Origin of the sequence: Paenibacillus baekrokdamisoli (genome assembly GCF_003945345.1) — a bacterium.
Taxonomy (GTDB): Bacteria; Bacillota; Bacilli; order Paenibacillales; family Paenibacillaceae; genus Paenibacillus_Z; species Paenibacillus_Z baekrokdamisoli.
On the sequence record NZ_AP019308.1, the window covers coordinates 433,732 to 448,847 of the forward strand.

Sequence of the window (15,116 nt, forward strand, 5' to 3'; positions counted from 1 at the left end):
GGAATCGTTCTGAAGAAGCGCTAGCGTTCGCCTTTGTCTCCTTATTTCTACCCCTACGGGATAGAATCAAGAAATAGGGAGACAACAGCGATCGTAAGAATGATCCGTCCGCGCAGCGGGCTGCACTAAGAATGATCCGTCCGCGCAGCGAGCTTCTACGCACCATGCTTCAAATTTATCAAGCACTTATTTTAGTGCAGAGCCGGAAAAACATGTTATAATTTCTCCAGTTATCAAAGTACCGGGAGGAAGGAAAAGAAAATGAAGATGCAGGTTAGCTCATACGGACTATTTTGTTGTATTCTCGGAATCTTCTTGACCCTTGTGTTTGTAAACGGTTGCAATAAAAGTGACTCCACTCCCAAGTTTACAGTAATCTATAACAATGAATTGCAGGCGAAGCATGCTACCCAGTCAGAAGAATCAGTTAGAGCGAAAAAATACAAAGTGGCCTTCGTCTCTAAAATCGCTGGCATCCCCTATTTTGACGTTGCGGAGGATGGGGCTAAAGAGGCGGCTAAAGATCTGGGCATCGAGCTTATCTCTTCCGGACCTCAGGTTGCGGACGCTGAACACCAGATCGAAATTGTGGAGCAATTGATCAGAGAAGGTGTGGATGCGATTGCCATTGCGGCCAATGATCCCAAGGCTTTGATACCAGTCCTGCAAAAAGCTAAGAAGCAGGGAATTCAAGTCATTACTTGGGATTCGGATACATTGCCTGAGGCGAGATCGTTTTTTGTCAATCAAGTAGATTATGAAGCGTTTGGACGTCATCAAATGGATCTCTTGGCGACGCTTTTGAATGAACGCGGCTCTTTCGCCATTTTAACTAGTTCGACTACGGCCATGAATTTGAGCGAATGGACCAAGTGGATCCGGAAACAACTGGATGAGTATTATCCCAAAATGAAGCTGGTGGAGATCAGATCCAATAACGAGGATATGGAAGAAGGTTATAAACTTTCCTTGGATATGCTGGACCGGTATCCCGATATCAAAGGAATTATCGGGGTTGGGTCAACGAGTCCGCCTGCTGCGGCCAAGGCGGTGCAGGAACGGGGGAAAACCGGCGAAGTCAAGGTCATCGGCATTGCGTCGCCGAATCTGATGCGCAAGTATTTGAAGGAGGGTGTCTCGCAGGTCATAAGTCTTTGGAGTCCCAAAAAACTCGGTTATTTGACTGTTTATATGGTTAAGCAGCTGTTGGACGGAGAAATGGCTTATGACGGTCAGGAAATTCCGAATGTAGGGAATATACGCATAAAAGGGGATGTTGTCATCATGGGTGAACCGATAGATTTTACAAAAGACAATGTGGACGACTATGATTTTTAGAAATATATTCAAAAACTATAGGTTTACCTCCAAGTTGATTATTACTTATTTGCTGCTTACCGTTATCCCGATGGCTATTATCGGTTATGTTTCGTACTGGCAGTATAACCGCTCAATTGAAAACCAGGTCGGAAAATACATTCCACGTATATTAAGCCAGACTAACGATAACATCGATCGGAAATTGGATGAATTGCAAAATCTGAGTGAGCTTATTTATAACTCGAATGAGGTTGTCTCTATTCTGCGGAAAAAGACGTCTCAGTCCCAGTCCCGTTCTCTACAGGACAAATTTGCAGTTGAAGGCTACTTATCTCGCACTTACTTAAGCGGCAATTATAGTGATGTTCTCGGTGTCTTTATTTATAGCAATAATCGGATTTTTCAGAAAGCCAATCTCGCTTACAGCGCTTTCGATCCAAATTCGCTACCAGTTGGACAAGAACTGAATTTTCGAGGAAAAGTAAGTATCATCCTGCCGCTCGATGCAGGTTTGCAGTTTGAAGGTGCAGTCCCCTATTTGTTAATCGTCAAGCCAATCAAGGATTCCGATAATCAGAAGACGTTAGGTACGATGTATATTGCAGTTACGATGAAGTTTATCGAGAACGTTTTGTCTGAACTCGCAAACGAAGATTCGGCAACTTTATGGATTATGGACATGAAGGGGAAAATCATCTATCATACCGATTCCGAGAGGATCGGGGGCATATACGACGATGCACGGCTGTTTCCAGTGACTGATGGAAGTTTCAAAAAAATGTCGTCGTCAAAAAGCGAGCTGTTTAGTGTCAGCCGTTCGGCATCGACTAGCTGGACGTTGGCTTACCGTATTCCGATGGAGAAGCTGACGGCTCAAACAGACCGTCTTCGCAGTCTGATGATTACTGCGTTTGTCCTGTTTGTTGCAGTCACGGGAGTGATCTCTGTACTGCTCGCCTGGAATTTCACCCGACCGCTTATCCAGCTTCGGCGGTTAATGGTCGATGTGCAGAGAGGGAACTTTCAGGTCGATATGCAGATCCGTAGCAGGGATGATGAGATCGGCATGTTAGCGCACCGCTTCAATGCCATGGTAAAGGAAATACGTGCGTTGATCCAGGAAAACTACCAAATCGAAATTAAACAAAAAGAGGCCCAGCTCTACGCACTCCAATTTCAGATCAACCCGCATTTTATGTATAACACCCTGGAAACTATATCGATGGCGGTAGAACAAGGGGAAAGGGAAACAGCGGTGGAAATGGTATCATTACTCGGAAGAATGATGAGGTTTTCACTCAGCAACAAACGAAGAACTATACCGATTTCAGAAGAATTACAGCATGTTGAGGATTTCTTGCAAATCCAGAAATATCGTTTCGAGGATGCTCTTGAATATGCTATACACAGTTCCATTGAATCTGAGAATTATGGGACTCTGAAGTTTATTCTGCAGCCAATCGTAGAAAACAGCATTAAATACGGATTGGAGCACCGGCAAAAGGTATATATTGAGCTCGAAATTGACGAGGTGCGCGACGAGAATGGCAAATCGGTTTCCATCCGATTTAGTATACGCGACAATGGTGTCGGAATGGATGCCGACCGTTTGCAGCAGGTTCGTCACATGCTCTCGGACTCCCAATTCATGCAAAGGGATTCAGGTGTCGGCTTGCTAAATGTTCATTCCCGCATTGCGATGGAGTACGGGGAATCCTATGGTTTGAGTATTGATAGCGAGAAAGAAAAAGGAACAGTCACTGTGTTGGAAATTCCGGTACTGCCTATGGAGGATGAAAAATGATTCAGAAGATTCATGTAATTGTTACCGACGACGAGCCTATGATCCGCAGGGGAATGGTCCGACTTATCGAAGAATGCGGGGAGCAATGGAAGGTTCTTGATATGTTTGCCAACGGCGCAGAGGCACTGCAGTATATAAAAAATGCTGGGATAAGGGTCGATCTGCTCGTTACAGATGTCAAAATGCCTATCATGGATGGATTAACCCTGATACGAGAAGCCCGGCAGTATCAACCAATAATTCCTTTGGTGATCAGCGGATATGATGATTTCGAATATGTGCGGACCGCATTAAAAGAAGGGGCTATCGACTATCTTCTTAAGCCGATCAACCGCTCACTATTTCGGATGCAGATGAAGGAATTACAATACAAGATTCAGCGCAGGAAGCGTCAGGATGAGCTAAGTGCGCTTCAACAATGGTTATACGAGGGTGATTCGCTGGGAATAGCGGGAAACTGGCGGGGTACTTTCCTGGAAAAATCGTACCGTCTACTGTGCGTTTCCCTGGATGAACCTCCGTTTAAGAAGAGGACATATACACCGAGAGACTGGGAGTTATCCATGTATGCCGTCGAGAATATTTTGGAAGAAACGGTCAATGATGCGATGCTGGGTCAAACTGGCCGTGGTTGGGTTTGGCAGGGTGGCAAAAGAATGTGTTGGATCCTACTGGGTGATGCAGAGGGTGTGGAACAAGTGGCGGAATCGGTTCGTTTGACTGTTCTGCGTTACATGGGACTTTCCGTAACTGTGTCCGTCAGCAGCGAATTTACCGATATGCACAGTTTGCCGGGCGTTCGTGACGATGTGTTGTCGCTACTGTATTTGCGACTCGTATCTGGGGGCAACCGGGTAATAGAGGCCGACCGCATGCTGGATATATCTGAAACCGCTTTACCGGTTAAACTCCGGCAGATTGTGCAGCGCCTTCGTTTGGAGATAGGGAGTGAATCGGATGGAGAAACAAAGTCACTGCTGGATGACTATTTCAGGGGAATTGAATCACTTCGTACACCGGAAAGCATTCGGCATGCCATTGAATATCTGATTATACATATTCACGGTGCATGCTTGGAAACCGGACATGAAGAGGCACAAACTCGGATTTTATCGAACTTGGGCAAAATGGACCAACATACGGCCAGCTTCCATCAACTCCACAAACAATTAAATAATTTGCTGCTGCTCCTATCGGATTCTATGCGTGATAAACGGTCGAAAACAGATCAGACACCTGTCAACCGAGCTAAAGTTTGGATCAAGCAACACTTGGGGGAACCACTCACGATTCAATCCATTGCCGAGCAGATCCCAATGAATCCGACTTATTTTTGCGAAATATTTAAAACGCACACTGGGGAAACTGTGCTCAATTATGTGAGACGGTTAAGAATGGAGGAAGCGGGGAGGCTGCTTACCGAAACAGATGGCAAATTGCTTTCTATCACCGCCAAGGTGGGATACAACGATGTGAAATATTTTAGCCGCCAGTTCAAAAGGCATTTCGGGGTGCTTCCCTCTTCCTTTAAAGATATCGCTAAACCGTCTGCGGATTAATGCAGCGGTTTTTTTTTTATGAAAGAACCGAAAAATGTCTACCCCTTCCGAGATATGTCTACTATGTCAACGCTTTCACTGCAAGTACAATGAGAACAATAAATGAACATGGAGGGATTTTCTTGAAACTTGGAATTCACGCATATGCATGGTGCTCACAGTGGAGCAACGATACCCTGAATCTAATCAATCGAGCTAAAGATTTAGGTATGGATTTTATCGAGTTACCGCTAATGAGTTTGGATACATTTGACGTGAAAGCGGTTCGCCAACGACTTCTGGATGTAGGATTAGAATGCTGCACGTCCACTGTACTGCTTGAAGGAATGGACCTCACCAGTGGCGATGCCGAAGAACGGCAAAGAGCGGTCTCCTATTTGAAACAATGTGTGGAAGTGTCCAGCGGGATAGGGGCCAAGCAGTTCAGCGGAGTCATCTATTCGCAGCACGTGAAGTTGGCAATTAAACGGCCCTCCGAGAAGGAATGGCAGATGGCGGCCGATGGACTCCGGGAAGTGGCGAAATATGCTCAGACATTGGGGTTGCCTATCGCACTGGAACCGGTTAACCGCTATGAAACCTATTTGATTAATACCTCTGAACAGGCGATGAGGTTAATAGATATGATCGGAATGGATAATGTCGGGGTGCATCTTGACACATACCACATGAATATCGAAGAGAAACGGTTTTCTGACGCGGTGAAACTTGCCGACTCGAAGCTGATGCATATTCATTTGTGCGAAAACGACCGCGGCATTCCTGGAACGGGGCTCGTCGATTGGGATGATTTGTTCCGGACACTTGGGGAAATCAATTATCAGGGTTATGCGGCTTTGGAATCGTTCGTTGACATCACTGACAACATGAGCACCTGGGTATGGCGCCAATTAGCGCCAAACGGAGACACGCTTATTACAGAAGGTAAAGCGTTTATCCGCTCCATGCAGGAGAAATACCGTTTGGTATAAATAAACGGAATTTACTTCTAGATCACAATAAGCAGCTGGAGGTATTAGTCAGATGGAGTTCTTGTTGCAGATGAGTAACGTTAGCAAGACATATCCTGGAGTAAAAGCGCTGGACGATGTACAGATCGCGATAAAACCTGGTGAAGTGCATGCCCTGATCGGTGAGAATGGGGCGGGTAAATCAACCTTAATGAAAATTTTGGTTGGCGTTGAAAGCGCGGATGAAGGTGTGGAAATCTTTTTCGCCGGTGAGAAAGTCCATTTCTCAAAACCTATCGATGCCACATTAAAAGGAATCTCTATCATCTATCAAGATTTGAGTCTCTTTCCAAACCTCTCTGTGGCAGAAAATATTTGCATCGGTCGTGAAAGCGCTGGAAAAGGCTACTACCGAGTGCAATGGAAGCAGATGAAGCTGCTCGCAGAAAAGACATTGGCTGAGCTTGGGTTAAAAATGGATGTATCTCTCCCCTTGGGAAAATTAAGCATTGCAAAACAGCAGTTGGTTGCTATTGCTCGGTCTTTAGTGTTTGATTCTAAATTAATTGTTATGGATGAACCGACTTCTTCATTATCTTCTGGAGAAGTTGAGCAGTTATATAAGATCATCGAAGATTTACGCATGAAAGGTATCTCGATTATCTATATCAGTCATAAACTGAAGGAATTATTTACAGTGGCCGATAGATTCACGGTTCTCCGAGATGGGAAGTTTGTAGGCAGTTATGACAAAAACGATATGAACGAAGATAAGTTGATCTCCTTAATGGTAGGAAGAAAAGTCGAGGTTTTCAACAGGGAAGAGAACAAAGGCGGGGAAGAGGTTCTTCGCGTAGAAGGACTTTCTAAAAGGGGAAACTTCAAAGACATTTCCTTCTCACTACGCGCAGGCGAAATTATTGGAATTACGGGATTGGTCGGTGCAGGACGCACGGAATTGGCGCATGCATTATTCGGTTTAAACAAACCTGATCACGGTCATATTTATATCTCCGGTAAGAAGGTGGACATTAAGTCCTCGAGTGATGCAGTTAAACACAAAATGGCCTATATACCCGAAAGCCGCCAGACGCAAGGCCTGTTTCTGAGACAATCAATTATTGATAACATCTCGGTTACGGTGTTTGATCAGATGCTTAACAAGTTCGGGTTTATTGAACGGGCGAAAGAAAAACAGTTGGCTGCTGAGTATATACAGATCTTGGATATACGCCCTCCGCTTGCGGAGATGAATGCTGGTCAACTTTCAGGAGGCAATCAGCAAAAAATCGTAATCGCCAAATGGTTGTCCACCAATCCCAAAATATTAATCATTGACGAGCCGACGAACGGAATTGATATCGGCGCGAAAACTGAAATTCATAAATTGTTGCGCAGGCTTACGAACAAAGGAATTGGAATTATCGTCATTTCCTCTGAACTTCCGGAAGTATTGGCCGTAAGTGATCGAATATTAGTCATGAAACAAGGCAGGATTTCAGGTGAAATCGCCGGAGCCGAAGCTACACAAGAGAAAATTATGAATTTTGCCGTTTTAGGAGATGGTTTGAATTGAAATCGTTTTTCAAGTCGAAAGAAATGGGAATATTAGCCGTACTCGTTTTACTTTGCATCGTGTTGAGTGTGAACAATCCCATATTTTTAACGTTGGATAATATCCAGGATATTCTAAAAGCCAATAGCGTTCTGGCCATCTTGGCAATGGGTATGACATTGGTCATTATTACCGGGGGAATCGATGTATCTGTAGCTGCTATATCAAGCGCGGCTATGGTTATTACCGGGCATTCGATGAAGCTGCTGCCAGAATCTCCGATATCGATTCTAATTGCGCTATTCATCGCAGTTGCAAGCGGATTAATTATTGGACTTCTAAACGGAACGCTCATCTCCAGGCTGAAGATCCCCCCCATCGTTACAACGCTGGGCACGATGAGTATTATCAACGGCAGCATTCTCTATTTCACGAACGGTGTTTTCTTGAACAGCAGTAATTTTCCGCAAGTTTTCATTCGCTTTTCAAATTTTGAGCTGGCGGGAATTTCAATTCTTGTTTATATCATTGCCCTAGTAACTTTAATTACTTGGTATGTAATGAAATATATGATGATTGGCCGCTCAGTGTTTGCCATTGGAGGAAACCCTGTATCGGCGGTTAGAGCGGGCATCAATCTAGAGCGCACACAATTGTTTGTTTATGGATACATGGGTTTTCTTGCCGGCATCGCAGCTATGACTCAAATGATGTATACAAAATCAGTTGATCCTAACGGGATGCTTGGTTTTGAGCTGACGGTTATATCCGCTGTTGTCATCGGGGGCGCGAATATCCTTGGCGGCAATGGATCGGTTTGGGGAACGCTCTTAGGCGTATTGCTGCTCGGTGTTATGCAGAATGGGTTGATTCTCAGCCATATCGACACTTACTGGCAAAAAGTTATCATCGGTTTGGTTATTCTAAGCGCTGTATCCTACGATTATCTTCAACATAAACGAGCTGAATCAAAGATATTGAAAGTAGAAGTTCAGGCATAGGAGGGATAATAGAGTGTTGAAGATCTCGAAAGAATCAATGCTTGGGTTAATATTAGTCGCTCTATTTATTCTCATGGCAATCATAGCTCCTGGTTTTTTGGATGCATACAACTTGAGCAACATGATGTTTCAATTGCCAGAGTTAGGAATTTTGGCTCTTGGAATGATGGTAGTCATCGTTACGGGGGGGATAGATTTATCGATAACCTATACCTCATCTTTATCAGGGATTATCACCGCTTTATGTTTGTCGGATCACTTTCCGGTTGCCATTGCGATTGTTATTGGTATAGCAGTCGGCTTGATTTGTGGGTTGCTTAACGGATTTTTTATAGCCATCATCGGTGTTTCGCCAATTCTGGTAACGCTCGGCAGCATGGTATTATTCGAGGGTATCAATCTTACGATCACCAAGGGCAATGCGATTTCCGGGTTTCCGGACTCCTTTGGAAATATCGGTAATATGTCCATAGGTCCAATTCCATTACCGGTCATTATATTCCTTTTATTAGCGGTCATGACCACTGTTCTGCTTAATCGAACCATTTGGGGTCGAAGTGTGTATAAGGTCGGAATTAATCCGGTTGCCACTCAATTTTCCGGTCTCAATGTGAAAAAAGTATTGATGGGTGTCTATTTATTCTCTGCTTTCATGGCAGCGATAGCCGCAATAATCATGATCTCTCGATACAACTCGGCTAAAGTCGATTTGGGATCTTCCTACCTATTATTAACGGTTGCAGCTGCTGTTCTGGGAGGAACGGAAATCTCCGGGGGTTATGGGAAAGTAATAGGTACCGTGTATGCGGTGATGATATTCCAGGTTTTATCTAACGGGTTGAATCTTCTGGGTATACCCAGAACAGTAGTTGACATTCTGATGGGTGTGATCCTCATCGCTGTGCTGTCACTTAATTATGTATTGGCGAGGATGAGCCAGAATAAATCTATCAAACAATCGATTAAAGTATCCGCAAGTTGATAATATCTGTTTCTAGAGACGGGTATCCATCATAGATTTATCCAAAATCCGAAAGAGAATAGGGGTAGCAAAATGAAAAAGTTTTCAGGCATGTTAGTAAGTGTACTTCTGGTGTTTGTCTTGGTTCTGTCGGCTTGTTCAACAAAAAATGCCAACAATTCCTCTAGTTCGAGTCCGAACTCTGAAGGTACAGCTTCTCCTGCTGCTTCTGGAGATGATCAAGGTACAACTGGTAAAAAGTTGAAAATTGCCATCGTTCCTAAACTAATCGGTATTCCTTATTTTAATGCATCGGAAACCGGAGCTTTAAAAGCGGGTACTGACCTAGGTGTTGAGGTTATTTACACAGGACCTACCCAAGCAGATGCTGCACAGCAAGTAAAAGTTATTGAAGATTTGATCAGCCGCAAAGTCGATGTAATCGCTGTGGCACCTAATGATCCCGCTTCATTGACTCCTGTTTTGAAAAAAGCAAAAGAGCAAGGAATCAAAATCATGGACTGGGACACACCGGCGGATCAATCCGTTGTTGAGCTTTCTATTCAACAAATCGACAATGAAGTTTTCGGACGGGCGATCACCGATAAGCTTGTCGAGAAAATGGGATCGGATACAGGAGAATATGCGATTGTAACGGGCGGATTGTCTGCTGCCAACTTGAATACGTGGATCGATTGGGCTCAGAAACAGGCAACGGAAAAATACCCTGGCCTGAAACTGGTCACCGATAAAATTGCTTCAGATGAGAAGCAGCAAATAGCCTATCAAAAAACATTGGATCTGCTTAAAGCGTACCCGAACCTGAAAGGTATCATGGCTTTCTCAACAGTCGCACCGCTAGGCGCTGCTCAAGCCGTTAAGGAAAAAGGACTTGAAGGAAAAGTAGCGGTAGTTGGTACTGCACTGCCGACAGACTCGAAGCCTTACTTGGTGGACGGTTCGTTATCTTCTGCGCTTCTCTGGGATCCAGGTGCATTGGGATATTTGACAGTTGCTCTGGCTAAAGATTTAGCAGAAGGAAAAATGCCTGCAGATGGCCAAGATGTTCCAAATGTAGGTAAAATTCAAGTGAAGTCTGATAAGAAAACTATTATCATGGGACCTCCCACTGAATTTACCAAGGAAAATGCAGATCAATTTAAATTCTAGAGTCATAGTTTGACGCGAGCGCGGACATTCCACTAGAGGGGGTGTCCGTGTGTTAGTTATAGCCGCAGAAAGGAGAAAAACGGATGACTGACCCAAAGATTTATTTAGCAGTAGATAATTGCTTTGCCTCCAAGAGATGGACAAGACCGGCAGAATGGATGGACTTGCTCGGGAGGATGGGGATAACCTGCGTGGAAGCTAGCGCGGACAATGAGTGTGACCCTATTTATATGGATCGGAATTATATGGATCGATGGGTCCAGGAAGTGAAAACCGAAAGCCAAAAATCTGGTGTTCGGGTTGTCAATCTTTATTCGGGTCATGGAACTTATGCGACATTGGGATTGGCGCATCATGACCTTGCTGTTCGCGACCGGATTCAACACGAATGGCTTAAGCCTATGGTGGATATTGCTGCACAATTAGGAGCGGGACTCGGTTTTTATTGCCACGCTTTCTCCGATTCCGTCCTGCAAAGACCGCAATCTTACAATGAAAGAGAGGTGGACCTTTACGTCAGGCTTGCCGATATCGCTAAATATTCCCGTGATCTCGGTGTTCGCACTCCCGGAGTCGAGCAAATGTATACGCCGCATCAAATTCCATGGACAATCGAGGGCTCGAAACGGCTGCTCAAGGAAGTTTTCCGACTTTCGCAATCACCATTTTATCTTACGCTGGATACGGGTCATCAGAGCGGTCAGTCTAAGTTTCTTCGTCCCGATGAACAAACTATCGAAGAAATGGCAAAATATTTCCGCGAAGACGGTTATCAGCCTTCATTTTGGTTGGGCCCCTTATCCGCCTATGAACTTTTTCAGCAAATGATTCAAGAGCCGTTCGAGAAACAAGCGGCTTATGTGGAGCAGATCATCTGGGAAATGAAATCTTATCCGCATTTGTTCGCCAAGCAATCGGATGGCGACACGTATCGTTGGCTCGAAGAACTAGGATGCTATTCTCCAATCGTACATTTACAGCAAACTACGGGCGGATCTTCCTCCCATCTCCCTTTTACAGAAGAATACAATCGAAAAGGGACCATTTTTGGTGAATCTTTGTTGATGGCTTTGGAAAAGGCATACCAAACTCCTGACGATAAGGGGTTCCCACCTAAATGCGAGGAAATCTATCTGACCCTTGAAATTTTCTCCGGAACCAGTGAGCTGAACATTGACATATTGAAAAAAATACAGGATTCAATTGTATACTGGCGGAAGTTCATTCCCGTAGACGGGATGAAGTTAAGCGAAGCTATACAAAACCTGAAGAAGTAATAAAAGTGATAAATGAGAGTCATTTATCAAATAAATGTGAGGAGCGAATTCTAATGTCTAAACAACTATATGAGCTGAAAAACGATAAAATCCGATCAGCTTTTCTCAGTTTGAAGAAGAACCAACCGGAACGTTTTGAGAAAAGGCTGAATTTATCTTGGAGCAATTGGGGTTTCGGTATGGAGTCGCTAGAAGATTCGGCCAAGCGGTTACAGAATGCAGGAATCGAGTTCATTGAGCTGCACGGGAATCATTATGGACCGGACCTTGGCTACCATGCAAGGGAAACATTGGAGATTCTCGGAGCCCATGGCATCACGGTAGCAGGCGTATGTGGTATGTTCTCGAAGGACAATGATCTATCCAGCAACCGTGCAATTCACCGTCAAGCAGCCATTGACTACTTGAAACGGGAGATCGAGTTTACTTCTTCGGTGGGAGGCTCTTATTTGCTGGTTGTTCCGGGTGCCGTGGGAAGACCAGATAAATACGATGATATGGAATTGGAAAGGAGTGTAAATATGCTGCGATCTGTCGCCGATCTGTTCGTGAAGCATGGTGTCAGAGCGGCGGTCGAGCCTATTCGATCAGCGGAGACTAGTTACGTCCATACGATCTTGGATGCTCAAGCATATATTCGAGCTGTCGATCATCCCGGCGTCCAGCACATTAACGCGGACTTGTATCATATGCAATTAGAAGAGTCCCATATCGGGGAAGCATTATTGGCGTCGGGTGAACAACTGCTCAACCTGCATGTAGCGGACAGTAACCGTTGCGCTTTAGGAGAAGGATCCCTAGATTTGGACACTGTCATCATGGCGCTCTATCTGCTAGGTTTCAACAGGGAAGGACGTTATGTAACACCTGAACCTCTTGGGCCTGGTGGCGATCCTTATCCGGCGATGTTTGGTAAGCCAGATAGGGTGAAACTTGATCAGATGGTCATGCAGACTGCTTCTTATTTCCGCGAACGTGAGTCCATTCTGCTCGGCTAAGCTTTAAGGCTTTTTTGGCGTGCAGGTCAGTCGTTTGATTATTTATATAGACGGTAGTGTTTATTAGATATAAAATAATGTTATAAACGAACATATAATGAGACAAATACTTAGAAAAGGGGGCTTTAGATGCTGCTATACGGACAAAACTGGACACGTCGTGAAGTAGAAGCGCGCGTAGGCCGTCTCGGACAGATCGGCGGAGTACGAAGGATGATGTTGACTGAAGGGAAGGAGGCAGGGACGGAGATTATCGAAGTGAGGACAGGCGCTGGTCTTTCCTTTGAGGTTGTTCCTACCAAAGGACTCGATATTTCTTTGGCACAACTGTGGGGTTCTCCTATTTCTTGGCAGTCTTCCAATGGCAATGTTCACCCTATGTTTTATGAACCGGAAGGTGTTGGTTGGCTGCGGACAGCATCCGGCGGACTTCTGATGACTTGCGGTCTTTCTCATGTTGGCGAACCGTCGAAGGATGAAACAGGAAGCTACGGCCTGCATGGACGTGTTCATCATACGCCTGCTAATCAAGTTAATATCCGTGAACAATGGATGGGGGACGAGCTGGAATGGGAAGTTTCCGGCGTTGTAGAAGAAACATCCCTATTTGGAAGCAAACTCAGGCTCATTCGCAGCATTTCGGGTCGGATGGGTGAGAATCGCATTGTTATTGCTGATCGGGTAGAGAACTTTGGTTTTCAGCCTGCACCGCATATGATGCTCTACCATTTCAATTTTGGTTTTCCGCTGCTTGCAGAGCATACGGAGATACAACTGCCTTCGTCAGATATCGAGGCTCGCGGTAAGGATGCGCCGCTTGATTGGTGCAGCAAATGGCAAAAGCCTGATTCTGCTGCGTCTGAGGCCGTCTATTATCATCGTGTTCACCTTGATGCAGTTAACTCGAATGGAATGGCTGAAGCGAGCTTACTCAACTCACGGTTTCCAGCGGGCGGTACTGAAAAGCCCGTGAAGGTAACTCTGCGTTGGTCGGTGGATTCACTGCCTCAGCTTGTTCAGTGGCGGATGCCTGGAGCAGGTGAGCATGTTCTGGGTCTTGAGCCTTCGAACTGCAGAGTCGAAGGCCGCGCAGCCGAAGCGCAGCACGGAGGTCCTTTCATACTGTTGCCGGGCTCTTCTGCAGTCTACCAATTAGAGCTGAACGTAACTTGATTCAAAGCGATAATATAGGCCAACCGTATAGGCATTGCTCATCTCATTTGCGATTATATTCGCGAGCGAGCGAGGAGCAATGCCTTTTCTTTTATTTGAATCCGTAGCTGTTTAGATGACTCCCGCATGATTCCCGTACGATCAGTTCGGGATCAACAATAAAGGCGTTGCTTGGGGATTGATTGTTAATGAGATCGAAAAGCATACGCGCAGAGAGGATGCCGATCTTCTCCTTGTTTTGCCGAATGGTAGACAGGGCTGGGCTTGTGTACTTGCAAGCATCGATGTCATCGCATCCAATGATTGCGATATCCTGTGGTACCTGTAGATTGTGTTCCTTCATTGCACGCATAGCGCCAATAGCCAACAAGTCGGATGCAGCGAATATGGCTCTTGGCAACTTACCTGCTTTAATCAATCGTTTCATCGCCTCGTAACCACTCTCTTCGAAGAATGTCTCACCGTTGACGAACCAGTTGGCATTCACCTGTAAGCTGAGTGTCTCTATCGCATCCCTGTAGCCAGACTCACGTAAATTGGAGATATTCGACTTCAACGTACTACCAATGTAGCCGAGCTCTTTATATCCTAGCATGTAGAAATGCTCAACAACTTTGGCTGACATTTTATAATTGTCCGACATAATGGTACCGGAATTCTGTCCCTTTAGCTGGATGTCCACGCCAATACAAGGAATATTACTGAGATCCAGCTCTTCGATAGAGGCCTCCACCTCCTCACCAGAGATAATGATACAGCCATCCACCTGAAAATGGAGGGAACGGGCCAGATAGTCGCCATCACTTCCGTGGAACTTCTCGTTAGAGAAAAAGAGTAAATCGTAGCCTAAGAACCCCATCTGCTTCTTGAATGCGTTGAGCACTTCGATGAAGAAGGGGTGGGTGAAGTCGACGTTGATCTTGCCGGCGAAAATAACCCCGATCAAATTGGAGCGTTTGGTGGCGAGCGTCTTCGCGGAATTAGATGGGACGTAGCCGGTCTGCTTCATGATTTCGAGAACCCGTGTTTTGGTTTCTTCCGAAACGTCACTGTAGTTATTTGTGATTTTCGAAACCGTCGAGATCGAAACGCCTGCCATTTTCGCGATGGTTTTGATGTTTGGCTTCATATGCGGGCTCCTAACTCCAGAGAAACATCTCAAAAGCATATTGTATTTGTGATAAAAGGGAATTTTTCATTATATTAGACTCATAAAAGCGACTCAAAGCTAGGATTCCAATCTTTCTGTAAGCGATTTACGAAAGTGGTTTCGTAGATTATTCTATATACAATTTGTTGGAAAGTCAATTATCAGTTGGCTGACTTAGCGACTAAATATGAATTTATA

The 15,116-nt window shown here is 45.0% G+C and carries 12 protein-coding genes; 11 read left to right on the plus strand and 1 reads right to left on the minus strand.

The features are described from left to right. The first annotated feature begins 261 nt into the window (after positions 1-261). The 11 genes from EKN16_RS01795 to EKN16_RS01845 all read left to right on the plus strand — a co-directional run bounded on the left by EKN16_RS01795 (position 262) and on the right by EKN16_RS01845 (position 13,768). Positions 262-1,338: an autoinducer 2 ABC transporter substrate-binding protein gene (locus EKN16_RS01795; protein ID WP_125653433.1), complete on the plus strand. Its 1,077-nt coding sequence runs from the start codon at positions 262-264 to the stop codon at positions 1,336-1,338. Then, positions 1,328-3,124, plus strand: coding sequence for a sensor histidine kinase (locus tag EKN16_RS01800; protein ID WP_183530630.1), 1,797 nt, complete (start codon positions 1,328-1,330; stop codon positions 3,122-3,124). The genes EKN16_RS01795 and EKN16_RS01800 overlap by 11 nt, the downstream gene beginning before the upstream one ends. After that, entirely contained in the window at positions 3,121-4,683 is a 1,563-nt protein-coding gene (locus tag EKN16_RS01805) for a response regulator transcription factor (RefSeq protein ID WP_125653435.1), read from the plus strand. Before EKN16_RS01800 ends, EKN16_RS01805 begins: the two co-directional genes overlap by 4 nt. A 122-nt stretch (positions 4,684-4,805) precedes the next feature. After that, positions 4,806-5,654 carry a sugar phosphate isomerase/epimerase family protein gene (locus EKN16_RS01810; RefSeq protein WP_125653436.1) on the plus strand — a complete coding sequence of 283 codons (849 nt, stop codon included), beginning with the start codon at positions 4,806-4,808 and terminating at the stop codon, positions 5,652-5,654. A 52-nt stretch (positions 5,655-5,706) separates the two neighbouring features. Then, positions 5,707-7,209 carry a sugar ABC transporter ATP-binding protein gene (locus EKN16_RS01815; protein ID WP_125653437.1) on the plus strand — a complete coding sequence of 501 codons (1,503 nt, stop codon included), beginning with the start codon at positions 5,707-5,709 and terminating at the stop codon, positions 7,207-7,209. Continuing rightward, positions 7,206-8,189, plus strand: coding sequence for an ABC transporter permease (locus EKN16_RS01820; protein ID WP_125653438.1), 984 nt, complete (start codon positions 7,206-7,208; stop codon positions 8,187-8,189). Before EKN16_RS01815 ends, EKN16_RS01820 begins: the two co-directional genes overlap by 4 nt. A gap of 13 nt (positions 8,190-8,202) precedes the next feature. Then, the gene (locus EKN16_RS01825; protein ID WP_125653439.1) at positions 8,203-9,171 is read left to right on the plus strand and encodes an ABC transporter permease; all 969 of its coding nucleotides are present in this window, start codon (positions 8,203-8,205) and stop codon (positions 9,169-9,171) included. Between the two features lie 72 nt (positions 9,172-9,243). Continuing rightward, positions 9,244-10,320: an autoinducer 2 ABC transporter substrate-binding protein gene (locus EKN16_RS01830; RefSeq protein WP_197719119.1), complete on the plus strand. Its 1,077-nt coding sequence runs from the start codon at positions 9,244-9,246 to the stop codon at positions 10,318-10,320. Positions 10,321-10,403: 83 nt separating this feature from the next. Then, the gene (locus EKN16_RS01835) at positions 10,404-11,597 is read left to right on the plus strand and encodes a sugar phosphate isomerase/epimerase family protein (RefSeq protein WP_125653440.1); all 1,194 of its coding nucleotides are present in this window, start codon (positions 10,404-10,406) and stop codon (positions 11,595-11,597) included. Positions 11,598-11,650: 53 nt separating this feature from the next. Continuing rightward, entirely contained in the window at positions 11,651-12,595 is a 945-nt protein-coding gene (locus tag EKN16_RS01840; RefSeq protein WP_125653441.1) for a sugar phosphate isomerase/epimerase family protein, read from the plus strand. A gap of 129 nt (positions 12,596-12,724) precedes the next feature. Further along, positions 12,725-13,768, plus strand: coding sequence for a DUF4432 family protein (locus EKN16_RS01845; RefSeq protein WP_125653442.1), 1,044 nt, complete (start codon positions 12,725-12,727; stop codon positions 13,766-13,768). Positions 13,769-13,859: 91 nt separating this feature from the next. On the opposite strand, the gene EKN16_RS01850 is transcribed toward EKN16_RS01845, so the two are convergent. Further along, a complete protein-coding gene (locus tag EKN16_RS01850) occupies positions 13,860-14,897 on the minus strand; it encodes a LacI family DNA-binding transcriptional regulator (protein ID WP_125653443.1) in 1,038 nt (345 codons plus the stop codon). Between the last annotated feature and the right edge of the window lie 219 nt (positions 14,898-15,116).